Origin of the sequence: Chryseobacterium sp. IT-36CA2 (assembly GCF_949767875.1) — a bacterium.
In the GTDB taxonomy this organism is placed as follows: domain Bacteria; phylum Bacteroidota; class Bacteroidia; order Flavobacteriales; family Weeksellaceae; genus Chryseobacterium.
Map to the genome: position 1 here is coordinate 529,441 of NZ_CATKPG010000021.1, position 18,485 is coordinate 547,925.

Here is an 18,485-nt window from a genome sequence, read left to right on the forward strand (position 1 = left end):
CAATTTAACTAATAATTAATGTATTTTTTTGATATTTTTACAGCTTAAATGAAAATAATGAAAAAATCTTATTTACTACTGCCAATTTTCTTTTTGGCATCCTGCTCTAGCAGTAATGATGATGATACCTCAACTGGAAATAGTGGAAACAACAACAGCAATGATCCGGTCTTGGTAACTAAAATGACTATGGATGGAGATGTTTTAACATTTACCTATAATGGTACAAAAATTTCTCAGATAAAGAACATTACAGAAGGAAGTGTAACTACATTTATCTATTCAGGTGATCTGATCTCACAATCTGTAGTTAGTGGTTCAAATACTGCTATTACTACTAAATTTACTTATGACACTAATAGCAGGTTGATCAAAAAAACAATTTCAGGAACTGATTTCGGAGGCGCTTGGAATTCAGAATCCAACTATACCTATCAAGCCAATAACAATGTAAAAATTGTATATACTGCAACTTCTTCAGGATCATCAAGAAGTGAAATCAGAAATGCAATTTTGAATGCTGATGGTTCAATGAGTAGCTGGACTGGTACTCTTTCAAGAACTCAGAATAATACCACTGACAATGCCACCTCTACCTTAAAACCAGTAGTATATGATACCCAAAATGCTCCTTTAAAAAATATAACGGGTTATTTAAGGATTATTGATAATGAAGATGAAAGCGGATCAGCGCACAATACATTGAGTTACAATCACATTATTAGCTACAATAATGGAACAGGAACTGAGTGGTCGATATTCAAGTCAAATTTTGAATATAATTCTAGTGGGTACCCTATGAAAGAAATCCGAAGCTATTATGATAAAACAGGAAATACTCCAACAGGATCTACTGACGTTAATACTTACGAATACAACCATTTATAATACAAGAGAGCCAGTAAGGCTCTTTTTTTGTATAGATGTTAATTTTTTCACAACTGATAGAATTATATAAATCATTTTTATATATTTGAATTGAATCAAAACTAAAAATACCATGAAAAATTCAAACACTCAAAAGAGAAAGCTTACCAAAAGCGAATTAAAAGAAATTAACGGTGGAGCACTTCCTCCAAGATGCCTGCGAGGGTTCTGTATGATGCCTGACTCCGGGGAAATGACTCCAGGCCTTGTAGGAAAAGATGGATTCTGCTGCTAATCAAACATTATTACTAAAAAACTAATCAAACTAAAATTACCATGAAAAAATCAAACATTCAAAAGAGAAAACTAACAAAAACAGAATTGAAAGAAATTAATGGCGGCATTGTTGTAAGATGTCGTCCCGGATTCTGTATCCATGATTCAGGTATGCTTGAACCAGGTCTTGTAGGTGAAGGAGGATATTGCTGCTAATTAAAAATTAATACTAAAAACTAATCAAACTAAAATTATCATGAAAAAATCAAACATTCAAAAGAGAAAATTAACAAAAAGCGAATTAAAACAAATCAACGGAGGGAGTGGACCGCTTTGCCCAGGAACTTGTTTTTGTAATGTTGACGGTGAGATGACAATAGGCTCATGTACTACTAAAGGACAGTGCTGTTAATATCAAAAAAGCTTTGTTAGATAATAAGGATTGAGGAAGCCCCTCAATCTTTTTTTATGAAATAATATTTATCATTAAAAAAGTTAACAATTTGACTCACAATATTTTGAACATAATAAAATAACTTGTAAATTAGCTTTTACCAAATTAAAATTATTATGAAAAATTTAAAAAATCAGAAAAGAAAATTGAGCAAAAATGAGCTGAAAGAAATTAGCGGTGGGGCTAACAGACCTGTATGTCCAAGAGTGATAAGCTGTACAGATCCTCATACCGGAGAAGAAAGATCCGGAGTTCCAGGAATGCAGGATGGATTCTGCTGCTAATATGAAATAACAGTAAAAAAAATGATTGGATCACCCTCCAATCATTTTTTTTATAGAATTCAGCTTCATTAAAGCTTCAATAGGCGTTAAAGTATTGATATCGATTTTCGTAAGCTCTTCCCGGATATTCTCCAGAACAGGATCATCCAGCTGGAAGAAAGAAAGCTGCATATTTTCCTCAGTCACTCTTTTAATCGTTTCTGATGAACTACTTCCCTGGGTTCTGCTTGCTTCCAATGTCTTAAGGATTTCATTCGCTCTGTTGACTACTTTGGCAGGCATTCCTGCCAGTTTTGCCACGTGAATACCGAAGCTGTGTTCACTTCCTCCCGGAACCAGTTTTCTAAGGAAAATGATATTCCCTTTGTTTTCCTGAATAGAAACGTGGAAATTTTTCACCCTTTCGAAATTAACTGTCATTTCATTCAGTTCATGATAGTGGGTTGCAAATAGCGTCTTAGCCTGTGTAGGGTGTTGATGAAGATATTCTGCAATGGCCCATGCAATAGAAACCCCATCGTATGTAGATGTTCCACGCCCGATTTCGTCCAGTAAGATCAGACTTCGTTCCGAAATATTATTCAGGATATTCGCAGCTTCATTCATTTCTACCATGAAAGTAGATTCTCCTGCAGAAATATTATCCGTAGCTCCTACCCTTGTGAAGATCTTATCCAGCAATCCGATTTCAGCATGCTTCGCAGGTACAAAACTTCCAATCTGAGCCAAAAGACATACAATTGCCGTTTGACGCAGAATTGCCGATTTACCGGCCATGTTGGGTCCTGTTACCATGATAATCTGCTGAGAATCTTTATCCAGAAAAATATCATTCGGAATGTATTTTTCACCAAGCGGAAGAGCATTTTCAATAATCGGGTGTCTGGCTTCTTTTAAATCAATGGCATAGCCGTCATTCAAAACAGGCTTTGTATAACTCTCAGAGACAGCCAGTTCAGACAATCCTGAAGCTACATCAAGCTGAGCGATAATATTGGAATTCCCTTGAATTTGATCAATATAAACCATCGTTTCAGCACATACATTTCTGTACAGTGACATTTCCAGAACGCCTATTTTTTCTTCAGCGCCAAGGATCTGGTTCTCGTATTCCTTCAGTTCTTCGGTAATATATCTTTCAGCATTCACTAAGGTCTGCTTTCTTACCCAGTCATCTGGAACTTTATCTTTATGGGTATTTCGAACTTCAATATAATATCCGAAAACATTATTAAAATCAATTTTAAGACTGGTAATTCCTGTTCTTTCAATTTCTCTCTGACACATTTCATCCAGGAAACCGCGTCCTTTGCTCTGAAGATTTCTCAATCTGTCAAGCTCTTCAGAAACGCCTTCTTTAATGACATTTCCTTTGGCAATATTTACCGGAAGCTCTTCTTTAAGATGATCCTGCAGGAATTTAATCAATTCTTCCAGATCAAACAAGGGCTCTAACCACGCCAACACATCTGCATGAGGATGCAATAACGCTTTGATTGTATGAATATTAATCAAACTTTGACGAAGATATCCCAGTTCCTTAGGTGAAATTTTCTCGGCAGCTAATTTTCCCATTAATCGGTCAAGATCAGAAATTGATTTCAGAAGCTGGCAGATTTCGTATTTAAGAGTATCATTTTCGTTTAAAAAATCAATCAAAGAAAGCCTTCTCATGATCTCATCTACCGATTTTAAAGGAAGAATAATTCTTCTTCTTAAAAGCCTTCCTCCCATCGGAGTAGACGTTTTATCGATAATATCCAGTAGTGATTTCCCTTGTGGATTGCTTGGGTAAACAATTTCCAGGTTTCTCAGGGTAAAATTATCCATCATCAGATAGTCTTCCTGCGGAATGATCTGCAGTTTTGTAATATGGGCAAGCAGATTATGATGGGTATCTTCTACCAGATACGCGAAAATAGCACCCGCTGCTGTAATAGCTAACGGAAGATTTTCCACTCCAAAACCTTTTAAAGAATTGGTTTTAAAATGATTCGTTAATTTTTCGTAGGCAAAATTATATTGGAATGCCCAGTCTTCAAGCTTAAAGGCATTTTTATTTTTTATCTGCTCCGGAATCTGCACACTTCTTTGGTAAATAATCTCACTTGGATCAAAAGTATTGATGATGTGCAAAAGCTTTTCTAAATTTCCTTCGCTTACCAGAAACTCGCCCGTAGAGATATCCACCAGAGCAATTCCGTATTTTTCTTTTTCTTTATGTAATGAAAGAAGGAAGTTATTCTTTTTGGAGTTTAGTACCTGATCATTGAACGTAACACCCGGAGTAACCAACTCAGTGACACCACGTTTTACAATTCCTTTCACCATCTTAGGATCTTCCAGCTGATCACAGATTGCCACCCTCATTCCCGCTCTCACCAATTTTGGAAGATAAGAATCTACAGAATGATGTGGAAACCCAGCAAGTTCTATATGCCCCTCACCATTGGCTCTTTTGGTAAGCACAATACCCAGAATCTGAGAAGTTCTGACAGCATCCTGCCCAAAAGTTTCATAAAAATCCCCAACCCTGAATAATAATAGTGCATCAGGGTATTTCGCCTTGATGGTATTGTACTGCGTCATTAATGGGGTTTCTTTCTTCGCTGCTTTTGCCATAGTAAAAAATGAGCCCCAAATTTAGAAAAATAAATTCAGGGTAAGAGAATTGTTTGTGGGTTAATCTTCTATGTTTTTCTTTATCAGGAATTAATCGTAATTTCACCATCAAATCACATTATTCATGGAATTTCCTGTTTTAGAGACTGAAAGGCTTATTTTGCGTAAGCTTACTTTTAATGATACCCAAGACCTTTTCGAGTACTTTTCTTTGGATGAAGTGATGGAATATTATGATCTGGATACCTTTAAAACAGAAGAAGATTCCCATCGTATTATCCAGCATTTTAACAATGAATTTGAAAAAGGCAAAGGTTTCAGATGGGCTCTGGAATTGAAATCCAGTGGAAAAGTTATCGGTACATGTGGATATCACAACTGGTACAGGGAACATTTCAGGGCAGAAATTGGCTATGAGCTTAATCCTAAATTCTGGCAGCAGTCTTATATGAAGGAAGCTATTCTTCCCATTTTAACCTACGGATTTGAAACCATGAGACTTCACCGTGTAGATGCTTTCATAGATCCTTCCAATATTTCTTCTGAAAAGCTTTTAACTACTTTAAACTTCAGCAAAGAAGGAACGTTGAAAGACTTCTTTTTTGAAAAAGGAAAATTCGTTGATGCAACAATCTTCGGTCTTATCAATAAATAAATTAATCCCAAATTTAACACGAAGAAGCAAAGAGAATTGATTCTTCATATTTTTTGTTCGCAAAGGCATTTCATTTAGCAATTGACGAATTTTCTTCGCTGAGTGAAATGCCTTTGCGAACCTTTATAAAAAGATAAGCTTTAAACTTGCGTTCAATGCATTAAAATTATTTAAACTCTAATTCTTATCTTTCAGAAAGGTGCTTTTCCAAAGCATTTGAGCTTTTCTTGTAGGCCCATTTCTGTTTGTAATTGATCCATTTGGCTTTAAAAAATTTACGCATCAGTTTATCCGTGTACCTCATAATGAAGACATGATACAGCATATTGGCAAAGACATTCGGTTTATTGGGAAGTGCTCTCAGTGAAAGAGAAAAGCCTGGTTCCAGATATCTATTGAAGTGCCAGAAAGCACCCGGAATAAAGAGAGCATCACCATGCTCCATGAAAATCTCATATCCTTTTGCATATTTCAGTGCTGGAAATTTCTCGTAATCCGGATTCTCATAGTCAACCTCATAAACAGTATGAACAGACAAGGGGACTTTATATAAAAACGGAGACTGTTTCTGGTCAAACAACAGAATTCTTTTCTTTCCTTCGAAATGAATATGCATAAAATCACCCAAATCCACATCATAATGCATTAACACATGAGCTTCACTTCCACCGAAGAATAAAGTTGGCAGCCTTTTAAAAAATTTTATTCCAAGATCCGGATAGGTAAAGTTTTTCAGCAACTCGGGAAGCCTGTCAGTTATGATATAAAAAAAGATACGAAGATCTGAAGGCTTACTTTTAATGGTATCAATATACTCCTTCATTTTCATTCGGGTTACCGGAGCATCAGAGCTTTTCTTAGCATCAGCAGGCTTATTATCATACAACGGAACTTCCTGATCTCCTGCTTTTTCACGGATATAAGCCAGGTTCCATTTGTCAAAAGCATCCCATCGGCTGGCAAAATTCTTAATCAGAAGAGGTTTTTGCTTTTTAAAATAATTTTTCTGAAAATCTTCTTTACTGATATCATTTACAATATCTACGTTTTCGAGGATCATGTACTTTGTATTTAATGCGAAATAAAAATAGTGTTTTTTTGAAACCTGAGAAAATTAAGATTAAAAGAACTGGAACCTGGAAGAGGGATGCAGGAAGTTAAGATTTGTCTGCAAACATCTATACATCATTCCATAAAAAACTTTTTATAGAAACTTATACTTCTTCTTTGGCTTCAATATCTTTCCTCTTCCAGCTTCAGACTTCTTTACTTTATTAGCAGAGCTCATATGAAAAATTTATATTTGTAATAATAAGTGAGTTTATGAGAGTCTACAATACCAAAAATTTCATTAAAATCCTTTTCAGTTTACATAAAAGTGATACTTTAAAAATTCTTTTTCCAAGTATGATTCTTGTAGGATTATACTCCTGGGGAATTCAGTATCTGGAAGTGGAATATCTGCATCTTACAAGTAAATCCGGAGTAAGCAATGTAGGGATGATTCATTCTCTGCTGGGGTTTGTTCTTTCTCTTTTATTGGTTTTCAGAACCAATACCGCTTATGACAGATGGTGGGAAGGAAGAAAGCTTTGGGGAAAACTGGTAAACGACACCCGAAACTTTGCCATAAAAATCAATACTATTTTGGGTGATAATCGTCAGGATATTGACCAAATTGCACGATATTTAAAATACTTTCCTCACTTTTTAGCCAAACATCTTTCCAAGGAATCTACCAGACTGGCTTTGGATGAAGATTATTCTGAAATTGAAAGCTCTTTAAAAAATCATGGGCCAAGTGAAATAATTATCCTGCTAAGCCATAAACTGAACCAATTAAAAAAAGAAGGAAAAGTTTCCGAAGTTGAAATGCTGTACTTAGATACCCAGCTTTCAGGATTTCTGGATGTATGCGGAGGCTGCGAAAGAATTAAAAACACTCCGATTCCTTATTCTTACTCTTCCTTCATCAAGAAATTTATTATTCTGTATGTTTTTGCACTGCCTATTGCCTATGTGATTACGATAGGACTTTTTATGATTCCGCTAACTGTTTTTGTATATTATGTACTGATGAGTCTTGAGCTTATTGCGGAAGAAATTGAAGATCCGTTCAATAATGATGAAAATGATATTCCGATGGAGACTTTAGCTCAGAATATTGAGAAGAATGTTCATCAGATTATGAACAGAAAATAAAAAATCAAACTATTAAAGCTTGATTTCTTTCAGTTCGCCGTCCTGTTTTATTTCTACAAATTTGCTTTCCCTGTTGGCCGCAGAATATCCGTAGAAAAACGTACTGTATATGGGTGTTGAATACAGATAAGCTCCGTATCCGTTATAAGCATTTGAAGTTCCTGTCTGCTGCTGATAGCTTGCTGTTGCAGTGAAATTGACAATTGTTTCAATATAATATTTCCCTGGTTTCAGCTTTTCAAATTTAAATCTCCCGTGATCATCTGTTAAAGCTTCTACTCTGTATTTAAAAGCCTCTTCAGACATATACACGGTAGTTTTTTTATTTTCATATTTTCTTCTCATGTCATAGAACTCCTCAAAATAAGGTGTTACAGGAAAAAGCATGATCACTGTTCCTTTAGGTGCATAGTGTTTTTCTCCAAGCAAGGGTTTGATGCCCCAATTATTTTTTTGTTTGGTGGAAGCTACTCCTTCAATAGTAGAGTTTCCAAATCCAAGCATTTCTCTGGCTAATTTTTTATCGAAGAAAGCTTGCGGATAATACGTGTTTTGTGCACTCAAGTACATAAATCCCCATGTCAGTATGAATAATGTGAATAATTTTTTCATGGTATATTTTTGAGTCAAATATAAGTATTTTACTATTTTTGAAATAAAAATAGCTATGAAGTACCTATTTCTATTGTTTTTTTCCACTTCTGTCCTCATCACGGCGCAGAAACCTTGTGGATATAAAGACGGATTACAAGAGGGATCCTGCAAAGAGTTCTATGACAACGGCCAGGTAAAAAATACGGTGGAATGGAAAAAAGGAAAACTGGATGGAGATGCCGTTTTTTATTATGATAACGGAAAAGTACAGTCAAAAGGAGAATATAAGAAAGGATATAAAGTAAAAGAATGGTCCTATTTCGATAAGAACGGGGTAATTACTTCCAAAGAGGCCTTCAGAAATGGGGAAAAGAATATTTATGACAATAGTCTTACCGCTACTTTTTATTCTCCTGCCGGAAAAATAACTGAAATTTCTAACTATAAATTCAATAAATTACAGGGAGAAAGCAGAACCTTCCATGAGGACGGAAAATCAATAAAAGAAATAGGCCAGTATGATAACGGGCTTGCTACTGGAAAATGGAAAGTACTTTATCCATCAGGAAAACTACAGCGTGAAACGGAATTCGCCAACGATAAAAGAAATGGCAGCAGAGTTCATTACCGTGAAGACGGAAGCATAGAAAAGACAGAGGTCTATCAAGACGGAAAATTAATCTCAACAAAATAATACAATTGGTACAGAAACTAAAACTGGAAGAACTAAACAGAATAGATGTAGAAACATTTAAGAAGGTTGAAAAAATTCCGTTGGTCATCATTTTAGATAATATCAGAAGCATGCACAATGTAGGTGCAGCTTTCAGAACGGCAGATGCCTTTTTAATTGAAAAAATAATTCTTTGCGGAATCACCCCGCAGCCACCCCATCGTGAGATTCATAAAGCGGCATTGGGTGCAACGGAAAGTGTAGACTGGTCCCATGAAACAGAAACCAACACAGCGATTGCTGATTTAAAAAGCAAAGGCTATGAAATCATCGGAATTGAGCAGACTACCGGAAGCCAGCTTATTACTGATTTCACAATTGACAGATCGAAAAAATATGCCTTGATTTTAGGAAACGAAGTAGAAGGAATCAGTGATGAAGTTCTTCCTAATATTGATGTATTTTTAGAAATTCCACAACTTGGAACCAAGCATTCTCTTAATGTAAGTGTATGCGCCGGAATTCTAATGTGGGAATTTGCAAAAGCATTAAAATAAAAAAACTGCATATGTCCTTAATAGACAGTGCAGTTTGAAATAAATCTAATAAAAAGTAAAAATGAAAGGCGACAAAGGTACTTTATTTTTCTTTATGAACAAATTTTGACGGCATTTTTTTTGATTCACATTAAAAAAAGTAACGTTTTCAGAAAAAGTTTCATTTAATTTTTTATAAATTAGCACAATGTTTATCAAGGACTATATCTCAAAAGACTTTCCGTGTTTTAGCCTGTCTGACTCCATCGAGTCGGCCAGAAATACGTTGGAAGATTTTGGATATTCCCATGTTTTCATCAAAAAATCCCATCACTTCTACGGAGCTCTTGCAATGGATTTTCTGTATGAGGAAGATGGAGGAACACTGAAGGATCTGGAGCACCAGATTGAGCGGTTTGCCATTCTGGAAGACAATAATATTATGGACAGCATCCGTCTGTTTTATACGTTCAGTTCCAATGTAATTCCAGTGATTAATAAAAATGAAAAATATCTGGGATATATCACTTGTGACGATATCTTTCAGGACTTTTCCCGTTATCCGCTATTTTCAGAAACAGGAGCCATTCTTACGATAGAAACTTCTGCCAGAAAATATTCAATGACGGAAATTGCCAACATCATAGAAAGCAATAACTCGAAATTTTATGGAGGATTTATAAGCTTTATGTCTGATGAAGTGGTACAGATCACGATAAAGATCAGCAATGAAAACCTGGCCTCGATAGATTCTACTTTTGACCGGTACGACTACAGAATTGTTGAAAAATACTATTCTGATGAGAAATCCGATCTGTTTAAAGACCGTTTTGGTTTTTTACAAAAATTTATAGAAATATAACATGAAGGCAGCCATATATTCTCAGAAAAAAGATCTTGATACTTTTTTATATTTAAGCAAGTTTATCTCTGAACTTGAAACCAGAGGTGTAAAATCTGTTCTGTTTGATGAAATGGCTGAAGCACTTCAGTTTTCAAAAATATTCGAAACTTTCAATTGTAAGCAGGATCTTCTGGATAAAGAAGTGGATCTGTTCTTTACTTTCGGTGGAGACGGAACCATTGTAAATTCTTTAACCTTCATTGAGGATCTTGAGATTCCGGTGGTAGGAGTCAATACCGGAAGACTTGGATTTTTGGCTTTTTTCACGAAAGAAGAAGCCTTTAAAGAATTGGATTCCATCTTAAAAGGAGATGTAAAAACAAGCCGCCGCTCAGTCATTGAAGTGGTTTCTCCCAAACTTGAAGGAGCTTTTCCTTATGCTTTGAATGATGTTACGGTATCCAGAAAAGAAACAACATCCATGATTACTGTGGATTCTTACATCAATGATGAGTTTTTGAATGTTTTCTGGGGTGATGGGGTGATCATTTCAACGCCTACCGGATCTACCGCTTACTCTCTGAGCTGTGGCGGACCTATCATTTCTCCGAACAACGAGAACTTTGTTATCACTCCGATTGCTCCTCACAACCTGAATGTGAGACCTTTAGTAGTAAATGACAAGGTAGAAATAAAATTCAGGGTGGAAAGCCGTGTTCCTCAATACTCTCTTTCCTTAGACTCCCGACTGATCCATATAGAAACGGATAAGGAAATCATTATCAAAAAGGCAAAATTCCAGCTACTTTTAGTACAGCCAAATGGCTTAAGTTTCTACGAAACCATTCGTCAGAAGCTACTTTGGGGTAGAGATAAAAGAAATTAGCAATTTCTTAAAAATGATTACCTTTACACGAAATTAAAACACCTAATAAATTTATAACAAAAAGTAAAACATGAGCAGAATTTTTCCGGCAGGAGTTGCCACAGGTCAGTTAGTTACTGATATTTTTCAGTATGCTAAAGAAAACAAATTTGCATTACCTGCAGTAAACGTAATTGGATCAAGCAACATCAATGCTGTGATGGAAACTGCAGCGAAATTGAACGCTCCTGTAATTATCCAGTTTTCTAATGGTGGGGCTGCATTCAACGCAGGAAAAGGATTAAACAATGACGGACAAAGAGCTGCTATCTTAGGGTCTATCGCTGGAGCAAAACATATTCATACTCTTGCTGAAGCTTACGGAGCAACGGTAATTTTACACACAGACCACTGTGCAAAGAAATTACTTCCTTGGATTGACGGACTAATGGATGCTAACGAAGATTTCTTCAAGCAGACAGGAAAGTCTCTTTACTCTTCTCATATGCTGGATCTTTCTGAAGAATCTTTAGAAGAAAACCTTGAGATTTCAGCTCAGTATTTCGAAAGAATGGCTAAGCTTCAGATGACTCTTGAAGTAGAAATCGGAGTAACAGGTGGTGAGGAAGACGGTGTAGACAACTCAGACGTTGATAACTCTAAATTATATACTCAACCTGAAGATATCGCTTATACTTATGAAAAATTAAAAGCGATTTCTGATAACTTCACAATTGCTGCCGCTTTCGGTAACGTACACGGAGTTTACAAGCCAGGAAACGTAGTTCTTACACCAAAAATCCTTGACAATTCTCAGAAATATGTTCAGGAGAAATTCGGAACAGCTGCTAAACCAATCAATTTCGTATTCCACGGTGGTTCAGGGTCTACTCTAGAAGAAATCAGAGAGGCTATTGACTACGGAGTAATCAAAATGAATATCGATACTGACCTTCAGTTTGCATATACAGAAGGAGTAAGAGATTATATGGTAAACAACATCGACTATTTAAGAGCTCAGATCGGAAACCCTGAAGGAGAAGAAAAACCTAACAAGAAATTCTATGACCCAAGAGTATGGGTAAGAAAAGGTGAGGAAACATTCTCTACAAGATTGGTGAAAGCATTTGAAGATTTAAATAACGTAGATACTTTAAAATAAGAACTGTACATTTGTACCGATGTAAAAAGTATTCATAAGAATGCATTTACATTGGTACATTTTACATTTATACATTAATACAAGCAAAAATGGCATTCGACTGGTTTAAAAGAAAAGCAAAAAACATAACCACTTCTACTGATGAGAAAAAAGACGTTCCCAAAGGTCTTTGGCATCAGACTCCATCTGGAAAAGTAGTGGAACATGATGAACTAAAGAGAAATAACTATGTTTCTCCTGAAGACGGATTTCATGTAAGAATAGGAAGTGCAGAATTTTTTGACATCCTTTTTGACGGTGGTAAATTTACCGAACTGGATGCCAATGTTGAAAGTATTGATATCTTAAACTTCAAAGATACAAAACCTTACAAAGACCGTTTGAAAGAAGTAAAAGCTAAAACAAAGCTTACAGATTCGATCAGAAATGCTGTAGGAACTGTAAAAGGAACTGAAATGGTAGTTTCTTGTATGGATTTTGCTTTTATTGGGGGATCTTTGGGTTCTGTAATGGGAGAAAAGATCAGAAGAGCAGTAGATTACTGTATCGCCAACAAACTTCCGTATATGATTATTTGTCAGTCCGGAGGAGCAAGAATGCAGGAAGCCACTTATTCTTTGATGCAGCTGGCAAAAGTTCAGGCTAAATTAGCTCAGCTTTCTGAAGCAGGACTTTTATACATCGCTTATCTTTGTGACCCTACATTTGGAGGAATTACAGCTTCTTTCGCCATGACTGCTGATATCATTATGGCAGAACCAGGCGCACTGATCGGTTTCGCAGGACCAAGAGTAATCCGTGAAACGATCGGTAGAGATTTACCGGAAGGATTCCAGACATCTGAATTCTTACAGGAAAAAGGATTTGTAGATTTCATCGTAAAAAGAACTGAAATTCAGGATACTGTGGCAAAAACAGTTAATTTATTAGCTGTAAAAGCATAGTTTCTGTAACAAAAACAATACAATCTCTCTCTAATTGGGGAGAGATTTTTATTTATGAGGACTTTTAAGATATTTTTCAATACCATCAGAAGTATGAGTTTTAAAAAGATTATGCGTCTTTTATCACTTGTTCTTCCCCATCCTCTTTTTGCCCTGATGAGTTTCCATGCAACGGTAAAAGCATTTACCATAGCTCAGAAAAAATTCCCTAAGACAGCTTCTACTAACGGAATTGGAAATGCTTTCAGACATGCACTATGGTGCTGTTTTATTATGATGTACTGCTGCAAAATTTCTTCTCCGAAAAAGGCGTTTGATTTCTGCAAAAGAATAACAGACATGCATGAAGAACTGTTCCCTAACGAACCTCTGGAAACTAAAATGGATCTTCATAACAATAAAATCGGAATGGATTATTTCATGGAAATTCTCCCTGGAATTCACCGTCAGTTTTTTGAAAAAAGCTTCTTTGTAGATGCGTTAATCAAAAAAATGGATGAAGCCAAAGTTCTGAGAAACCTGAATGATGATTTTGAAGGACATCTTGTTTACCTGGAAGAGTAAATTATTTTTATTTTAAACGCGAAAGATCGCAAGGAAAATTTAAAAACTTAAAGCATAGTTTCTTCCGCAAAGGCATTTCATTCAGCAATGTTCCGTTATTGAAATTCTCGTTGCTTAGTGCTAACGAGAAAAATCATTTTCCGTTTATTATAAACTTTGCGAACATTGCGTTAAAATACATTTAAAATCAGCAGCCGTCATTAGTTCTCTTTCACACAGAATAACAAAAGACTTTAGTTATTTTTGTGGTTTAAAGTATTTTTGATAAGTTTAAACAATTAAATCAATCAGATGGTTCTCAGCAGAATTTGGTCGGCTTTCATTATCATTGCCATTGCCATTGCCAGTATAAAATATGTTTCGTCAGGTAACTACAAAACCATTTTCAATGATATGGTAGTGGGAAAAGGCGGTGATACGGTGAAGATTGCATCTCAGCCTATGAACAGCCTCTCTCCTATTGTAAAAGACAGCCTGATGAAAAAAAATGATTTTGCAGACAGCAGAATTCATTATAAAACCGATTCTTTAAAACAGAATGTAAACGTTTACCGTGTTCAGGAGGCCGATGGAGTTATCGGCACCTCTGAAACTGCAGTGAAGATATGTCTTGGCCTTATCGGGATCATGACTTTATTTATGGGATTCATGAGTATTGCAGAAAAAGCAGGAGGAATCAATCTTTTAAGCCGTTTGATCCAACCGTTTTTCTCTAAGTTGTTTCCTGATATTCCTAAAAACCATCCCGCTTTCGGGCATATGTTGATGAATTTCAGTGCCAATCTCTTGGGATTGGACAATGCCGCTACTCCTTTTGGTTTAAAAGCTATGGAAAGCCTGCAATCCTTAAATCCTAATAAAGATACCGCCAGTAATTCACAGATCATGTTTCTGTGTCTTCATGCCGGAGGAATGACGTTGATCCCCGTTTCCATTATTGCTATTAGGGCATCTATGGGCTCCAAAACGCCTACCGATATTTTTCTGCCTTGTATGATTGCTACTTTTGCGGCTACACTGGCAGCTATGATTATTGTTTCTTTATATCAGAAAATCAATCTTCTCCGTCCGGTAGTTATTGCTTATGTAGGTGGAATTTCAGCAGTAATAGCATTATTGGTAGTATACCTTGTGCAATTGAGTAAAGATGAACTGGATGACTTCAGTAAAGTATTAAGTAATGGTTTAATCCTATTTATTTTCCTTGCAATTGTATTGGGAGCCGTTTATAAAAAAATCAACGTTTTTGATGCCTTTATTGAAGGAGCAAAAGAAGGTTTCACTACCTGCGTTAAGATTATTCCTTATCTGGTTGGAATGTTGATTGCTATCTCATTATTAAGAACTTCTGGTGTTTTTGATGTCATCATTGATGGAATGAAATGGGTAGCCAACGTCGCCAATATGGATCCAAGATTTGTGGACGGACTTCCGACAGCATTAATCAAACCTTTATCCGGTTCCGGAGCAAGAGGAATGATGGTGGATACAATGTCAACATTTGGAGCTGATAGTTTTCAAGGGAAATTGGCAGCCGTACTTCAGGGGAGTTCAGATACGACGTTCTACGTGATCGCAGTCTATTTTGGTGCCGTAGCCGTTAAGAATACAAGATATACGGTAATTGCCATGCTTCTGGCCGATTTAGTAGGTGTTATTACTGCCATTGCGTTGGCATATTTGTTCTTTGCTTAATAAAACAGTTGTTGATTCAATCAGATGCTATTAACTTTAAACATTAAACTCAAAACCTTAAATCCATTATGATTACAGATAAAGAATTCACCCTAAGACTCATCCGTCAATTAACCCAGGCATTGGAAAAACTGATTCTGGACAAACCTGAAGAAAGTTTAATGCAGAAAGAATTGGATTTTGATACTTTGATGAGAGATATTTTCAAGATGAGTTTTACAGAAGTATCTTCTAAAACGAAGGAAGAAATGATTGCTATTGTTAACGAAAGACAAGAAAGAGACCACAAGGATTATTATGAAATGCTTGGAAATCTTTTCTACTTCAACAGCAGACATGATCAAAACAAAGATTTTCAGGATAAAGCAAAAACATTCTATGAGCTGTATCTTCAGACCAGCGGAATTTTTGCACTTCCCATTATCAACAGAATAAATGAATTAAAAAAAGCACTTGAATAAAGTGCTTTTGTATTTTTAGAATGTAATTTTATAAGTTCCGGTAGAAGATGTGCTGGCTTTCTCTGCCTTTACATATTTCTTAACCCAGGCTACTGATGTAGAAGATACACAAGGATCTGAAACACCTCCTGACCTTCTTGCAGACACCACATTTCCAGCTTTATCTACAGTATAGGCAACGGTAATTGACCCACTTGCTGTACAGCTGTGAGAGGGCTGTGCTCCTCCTCTTCCCATCGTTCCGGGGATATACCCAATCAGCTTTCTGTCTATTCCTACTTTGCTGTCACCATTTCCGTCTCCGCCTAAAGGATCTCCTGCATTTCCGATGCCATCACCAGTTCCCTGGCTTCCGGCCTTTGTTCCTCTTCCTTTGATCAGGTTTCCGATCGCAGCATTTCCTTTTCCGTCTCCATTTCCTGTTTTTGAGTTGGCGGTGGTAGCTCCTGATTTCCTCGCATTTTTTGAAGCTGTTGTACTGGTCGCTTCTTTTTTCTCAGCTTTTTTTGATTCTTCCTTTTTAGGAACGGTTGCTTTTGAGTTTTTTCCTGTGATAACCTTCTCCTTAACTTCTACTTTCTTTGGTTCCGGAGTAGGTGCCGGTTCTGGTTTTACAACAGTTTTTGTTTCCGGAACAGGGGTTTCAGCAGGCTCAGGAGTTACTTCTTCTGTTGCTGCTGCAAGACTTCCCGGCTGTTCAGCAGGTTCTTCAATTCCTTTCCCATTTCTGTTGTCCCCAAAGTTGACCAGCATTGTAGTAACCACTTCAGGATCTTTATCCAGCTCAGGTTTTAATTTATACAAAAAAACAAAAAGCAGAATAGCAGCCCAAATAAGAATAGAAAGCAGAGCGCTCTTTATCCTATCTTTGTTTTCTTCGTTTTTGTTTGCTGTATAGCTTCTCATCTTAAAAAGTAATTCTTTCCGGGAACCCGGATTTGTTATTTATCTTTAACGGTTGCAATAGCAATGTTAAATTTATGTTTCTCAGCAATTTCCATGACAAAAACAACATCTTTATGTAATGTATTTTCGTCTGCTCTAATTGTGAATGATTGATTGGTCTGGCTGGCCAATTTATCTACAATAGTCTTCTCCAGTTCTCCTTTATTTACAGGATTATCATCTACAAAGAATGATCCATCCGGCTTGATGCTTACTGTCACAGGATTAGGTATATTGTCGTCAACAGCTCCGGCTTTCGGCAGATTCACATCAATAGCACTTTGATTGGCTGCTGAAGAGGTGATCATAAAGAAAATCAGCATCAACAGGATAACGTCTGTCATCGCTGCTAAACTGAATTCCGGGTTTGCTTTATTTCTTCTTTGAATTTTCATCGTAAGAAAGATTTATAAAGGTTTGTTGATAAGGTCTAAAAATTCTCCTGACATATTCTGCGCCTTCAGTACAAATTTATCAATCCTTGTCAAAAGGATGTTGTAACAGAAGTTAGCAGGAATTGCTACTGCCAAACCTACAGCGGTCTGTCCCAAAGCGGTATAAATACCTTCCGAAAGTGTTTTCGGAGAGAAAGATCCTGTGGCATGGGATAAGTTGAAGAAAGCGATAATCATCCCTATTACCGTTCCTAAAAGTCCTAACATTGGTGCAATACTGGGTACTACGGCCAAAAGGTTCAGGTTTTTCTCCATATTGGCAACCTCTACCTGAGCTTGTGATTCCATAGCACTTACAATATCAGACACAGGACGTCCCAATCTTGAAATTCCTTTTTCTAAAATTCTTCCTTCCGGAGAGTTCTGTGTTTTGCAGTAATCTGCTGCTGCCTCTATTTTTCCAGCTTTGATAAAGTCTTCGATATTATTCATAAAGTTGGAATCTGTTTTTGAAGTGAGTCTTTTGATAAAGAAAAATCTTTCAAAAAACAGATATAGAGAAAATACTCCCAACAGCAATACGGTGACCATCACTATTTTAGCGAAAGCTCCTCCGTGGAACATGATCTTCCAAAAGGAAAATTCTAAATTGTCTGTAGCAACTGCGGGTGTAGCGATTTGTGCAAATAAAATCTGAGAAAGTTCCGTTAACAGCATTAAATGTGAATTTTATTAAATTTTCAACGACAAATGTAGTAGAATATTGTGAATTGAACTCTTAAAAATTGCTTAAAAACAACTTAAAATTTGTTACAATTTTATAAATAGCAAATTTCTTTCCAAAAATAATCTTGAAAAGAAATTTACAGTTAAAAAGGCAGAAGCTTCTCTTAGTCTTCCCCTACCTCAATATCATCTTGCTTAAATTCGCATTTTAATCTAAAGGGGATCGGTGTATCTGATCCGGTATAGAAATCATCAATGGTCCCTTTCCAGATGACCTGAAGCTCCCCTTCTTCATTTCTTTCAAAAAGAAGCTCATTGTCATAGATATAGGCCTCTTCATCATCGAAAAGATCTACTTCTGTGTAAGTTTCTTCATCAGAATCATTGATTTTGATTAATTTTCCTTCAATTTCCGTAGACTCGATAGGGAAATCGAACACTTCAAGTGAAAGCTGTGGAAAGTTGTACTGTAGTGAATCATCGTCTACGTGATCCAAACTGTCATCCGTAATAACCTCAACCTCTAAAAAATGTTGCTGGTTGCTGTAAACTGCCTTACAATAAGTATTTCTGATATTGTATTTTAGCGTCTCCTCCGGATGGTAAATTTTTAAAATCCCTTTCATTTTTTCTTAAAAAAGAACTGTAATAATATGATTGTTAAACGTTTTAGACAAAGATAAAAAATTGATTCAAAGTTGAAAGGATTTTGAAAATAATT

Annotated in this window: 22 protein-coding genes; 15 read left to right on the top strand and 7 right to left on the bottom strand. The window is 36.2% G+C overall.

The window, feature by feature from the left end:
* Positions 1-57 precede the first annotated feature (57 nt).
* From ACM6F9_RS13855 to ACM6F9_RS13870, 4 genes are all read left to right on the top strand, one after another.
* A complete protein-coding gene (locus ACM6F9_RS13855) occupies positions 58-888 on the top strand; it encodes a hypothetical protein (protein ID WP_414846253.1) in 831 nt (276 codons plus the stop codon).
* 112 nt (positions 889-1,000) lie between these two features.
* Positions 1,001-1,162, top strand: a complete 162-nt coding sequence (locus tag ACM6F9_RS13860; protein WP_414846254.1) for a hypothetical protein — start codon at positions 1,001-1,003, stop codon at positions 1,160-1,162.
* Between the two features lie 41 nt (positions 1,163-1,203).
* Positions 1,204-1,359, top strand: a complete 156-nt coding sequence (locus ACM6F9_RS13865) for a hypothetical protein (protein WP_414846255.1) — start codon at positions 1,204-1,206, stop codon at positions 1,357-1,359.
* Positions 1,360-1,713: 354 nt separating this feature from the next.
* On the top strand, positions 1,714-1,881 hold the full coding sequence (locus ACM6F9_RS13870; protein ID WP_414846256.1) for a bacteriocin: 168 nt from the start codon (positions 1,714-1,716) through the stop codon (positions 1,879-1,881).
* A gap of 30 nt (positions 1,882-1,911) precedes the next feature.
* Here the strand turns inward: ACM6F9_RS13870 and mutS are convergent, their stop codons facing one another.
* Complete coding sequence (gene mutS / locus ACM6F9_RS13875; RefSeq protein WP_414846257.1) at positions 1,912-4,503, bottom strand: DNA mismatch repair protein MutS; 2,592 nt, start codon at positions 4,501-4,503, stop codon at positions 1,912-1,914.
* A 124-nt stretch (positions 4,504-4,627) separates the two neighbouring features.
* Between mutS and ACM6F9_RS13880 the strand changes: the two genes are divergently transcribed.
* Entirely contained in the window at positions 4,628-5,158 is a 531-nt protein-coding gene (locus ACM6F9_RS13880) for a GNAT family N-acetyltransferase (protein ID WP_414846258.1), read from the top strand.
* A 184-nt stretch (positions 5,159-5,342) separates the two neighbouring features.
* On the opposite strand, the gene ACM6F9_RS13885 is transcribed toward ACM6F9_RS13880, so the two are convergent.
* Positions 5,343-6,218 carry a cupin-like domain-containing protein gene (locus tag ACM6F9_RS13885; RefSeq protein ID WP_414846259.1) on the bottom strand — a complete coding sequence of 292 codons (876 nt, stop codon included), beginning with the start codon at positions 6,216-6,218 and terminating at the stop codon, positions 5,343-5,345.
* A 263-nt stretch (positions 6,219-6,481) separates the two neighbouring features.
* Here ACM6F9_RS13885 and ACM6F9_RS13890 point away from each other — a divergent pair, with 263 nt between their 5' ends.
* Positions 6,482-7,360: a bestrophin family protein gene (locus tag ACM6F9_RS13890; protein ID WP_414846260.1), complete on the top strand. Its 879-nt coding sequence runs from the start codon at positions 6,482-6,484 to the stop codon at positions 7,358-7,360.
* 12 nt (positions 7,361-7,372) lie between these two features.
* On the opposite strand, the gene ACM6F9_RS13895 is transcribed toward ACM6F9_RS13890, so the two are convergent.
* Positions 7,373-7,972 carry a hypothetical protein gene (locus ACM6F9_RS13895; RefSeq protein WP_414846261.1) on the bottom strand — a complete coding sequence of 200 codons (600 nt, stop codon included), beginning with the start codon at positions 7,970-7,972 and terminating at the stop codon, positions 7,373-7,375.
* A gap of 55 nt (positions 7,973-8,027) precedes the next feature.
* Between ACM6F9_RS13895 and ACM6F9_RS13900 the strand changes: the two genes are divergently transcribed.
* The 9 genes from ACM6F9_RS13900 (at position 8,028) to ACM6F9_RS13940 (ending at position 15,698) form a co-directional block, all read left to right on the top strand.
* Positions 8,028-8,648: a toxin-antitoxin system YwqK family antitoxin gene (locus ACM6F9_RS13900; RefSeq protein WP_414846262.1), complete on the top strand. Its 621-nt coding sequence runs from the start codon at positions 8,028-8,030 to the stop codon at positions 8,646-8,648.
* Between the two features lie 5 nt (positions 8,649-8,653).
* Positions 8,654-9,184 (top strand): RNA methyltransferase, encoded by a 531-nt coding sequence (locus ACM6F9_RS13905; RefSeq protein ID WP_414846263.1) that lies wholly within the window; start codon positions 8,654-8,656, stop codon positions 9,182-9,184.
* Positions 9,185-9,371: 187 nt separating this feature from the next.
* Entirely contained in the window at positions 9,372-10,025 is a 654-nt protein-coding gene (locus ACM6F9_RS13910) for a CBS domain-containing protein (protein WP_414846264.1), read from the top strand.
* Position 10,026: 1 nt separating this feature from the next.
* Complete coding sequence (locus ACM6F9_RS13915; RefSeq protein ID WP_414846265.1) at positions 10,027-10,893, top strand: NAD kinase; 867 nt, start codon at positions 10,027-10,029, stop codon at positions 10,891-10,893.
* Positions 10,894-10,963: 70 nt separating this feature from the next.
* Positions 10,964-12,034, top strand: coding sequence for a class II fructose-bisphosphate aldolase (gene fbaA / locus ACM6F9_RS13920; RefSeq protein ID WP_105700342.1), 1,071 nt, complete (start codon positions 10,964-10,966; stop codon positions 12,032-12,034).
* An 89-nt stretch (positions 12,035-12,123) separates the two neighbouring features.
* Positions 12,124-12,978 carry an acetyl-CoA carboxylase, carboxyltransferase subunit beta gene (accD, locus tag ACM6F9_RS13925; RefSeq protein ID WP_121486672.1) on the top strand — a complete coding sequence of 285 codons (855 nt, stop codon included), beginning with the start codon at positions 12,124-12,126 and terminating at the stop codon, positions 12,976-12,978.
* Between the two features lie 54 nt (positions 12,979-13,032).
* Positions 13,033-13,542, top strand: a complete 510-nt coding sequence (locus ACM6F9_RS13930; protein ID WP_414846266.1) for a DUF6973 domain-containing protein — start codon at positions 13,033-13,035, stop codon at positions 13,540-13,542.
* 291 nt (positions 13,543-13,833) lie between these two features.
* Positions 13,834-15,237, top strand: coding sequence for a nucleoside recognition domain-containing protein (locus ACM6F9_RS13935; protein WP_414846267.1), 1,404 nt, complete (start codon positions 13,834-13,836; stop codon positions 15,235-15,237).
* 68 nt (positions 15,238-15,305) lie between these two features.
* Complete coding sequence (locus ACM6F9_RS13940; RefSeq protein ID WP_105700338.1) at positions 15,306-15,698, top strand: hypothetical protein; 393 nt, start codon at positions 15,306-15,308, stop codon at positions 15,696-15,698.
* 15 nt (positions 15,699-15,713) lie between these two features.
* Here ACM6F9_RS13940 and ACM6F9_RS13945 read toward each other — a convergent pair whose 3' ends face one another.
* The 4 genes from ACM6F9_RS13945 to ACM6F9_RS13960 all read right to left on the bottom strand — a co-directional run bounded on the left by ACM6F9_RS13945 (position 15,714) and on the right by ACM6F9_RS13960 (position 18,390).
* Entirely contained in the window at positions 15,714-16,604 is an 891-nt protein-coding gene (locus ACM6F9_RS13945) for a ferric siderophore ABC transporter substrate-binding protein (protein WP_414846268.1), read from the bottom strand.
* A gap of 35 nt (positions 16,605-16,639) precedes the next feature.
* Positions 16,640-17,038, bottom strand: coding sequence for an ExbD/TolR family protein (locus tag ACM6F9_RS13950; RefSeq protein ID WP_414846269.1), 399 nt, complete (start codon positions 17,036-17,038; stop codon positions 16,640-16,642).
* A 12-nt stretch (positions 17,039-17,050) separates the two neighbouring features.
* Positions 17,051-17,755, bottom strand: a complete 705-nt coding sequence (locus ACM6F9_RS13955; protein ID WP_121486677.1) for a MotA/TolQ/ExbB proton channel family protein — start codon at positions 17,753-17,755, stop codon at positions 17,051-17,053.
* A gap of 173 nt (positions 17,756-17,928) precedes the next feature.
* The gene (locus tag ACM6F9_RS13960) at positions 17,929-18,390 is read right to left on the bottom strand and encodes a hypothetical protein (RefSeq protein ID WP_414846270.1); all 462 of its coding nucleotides are present in this window, start codon (positions 18,388-18,390) and stop codon (positions 17,929-17,931) included.
* Between the last annotated feature and the right edge of the window lie 95 nt (positions 18,391-18,485).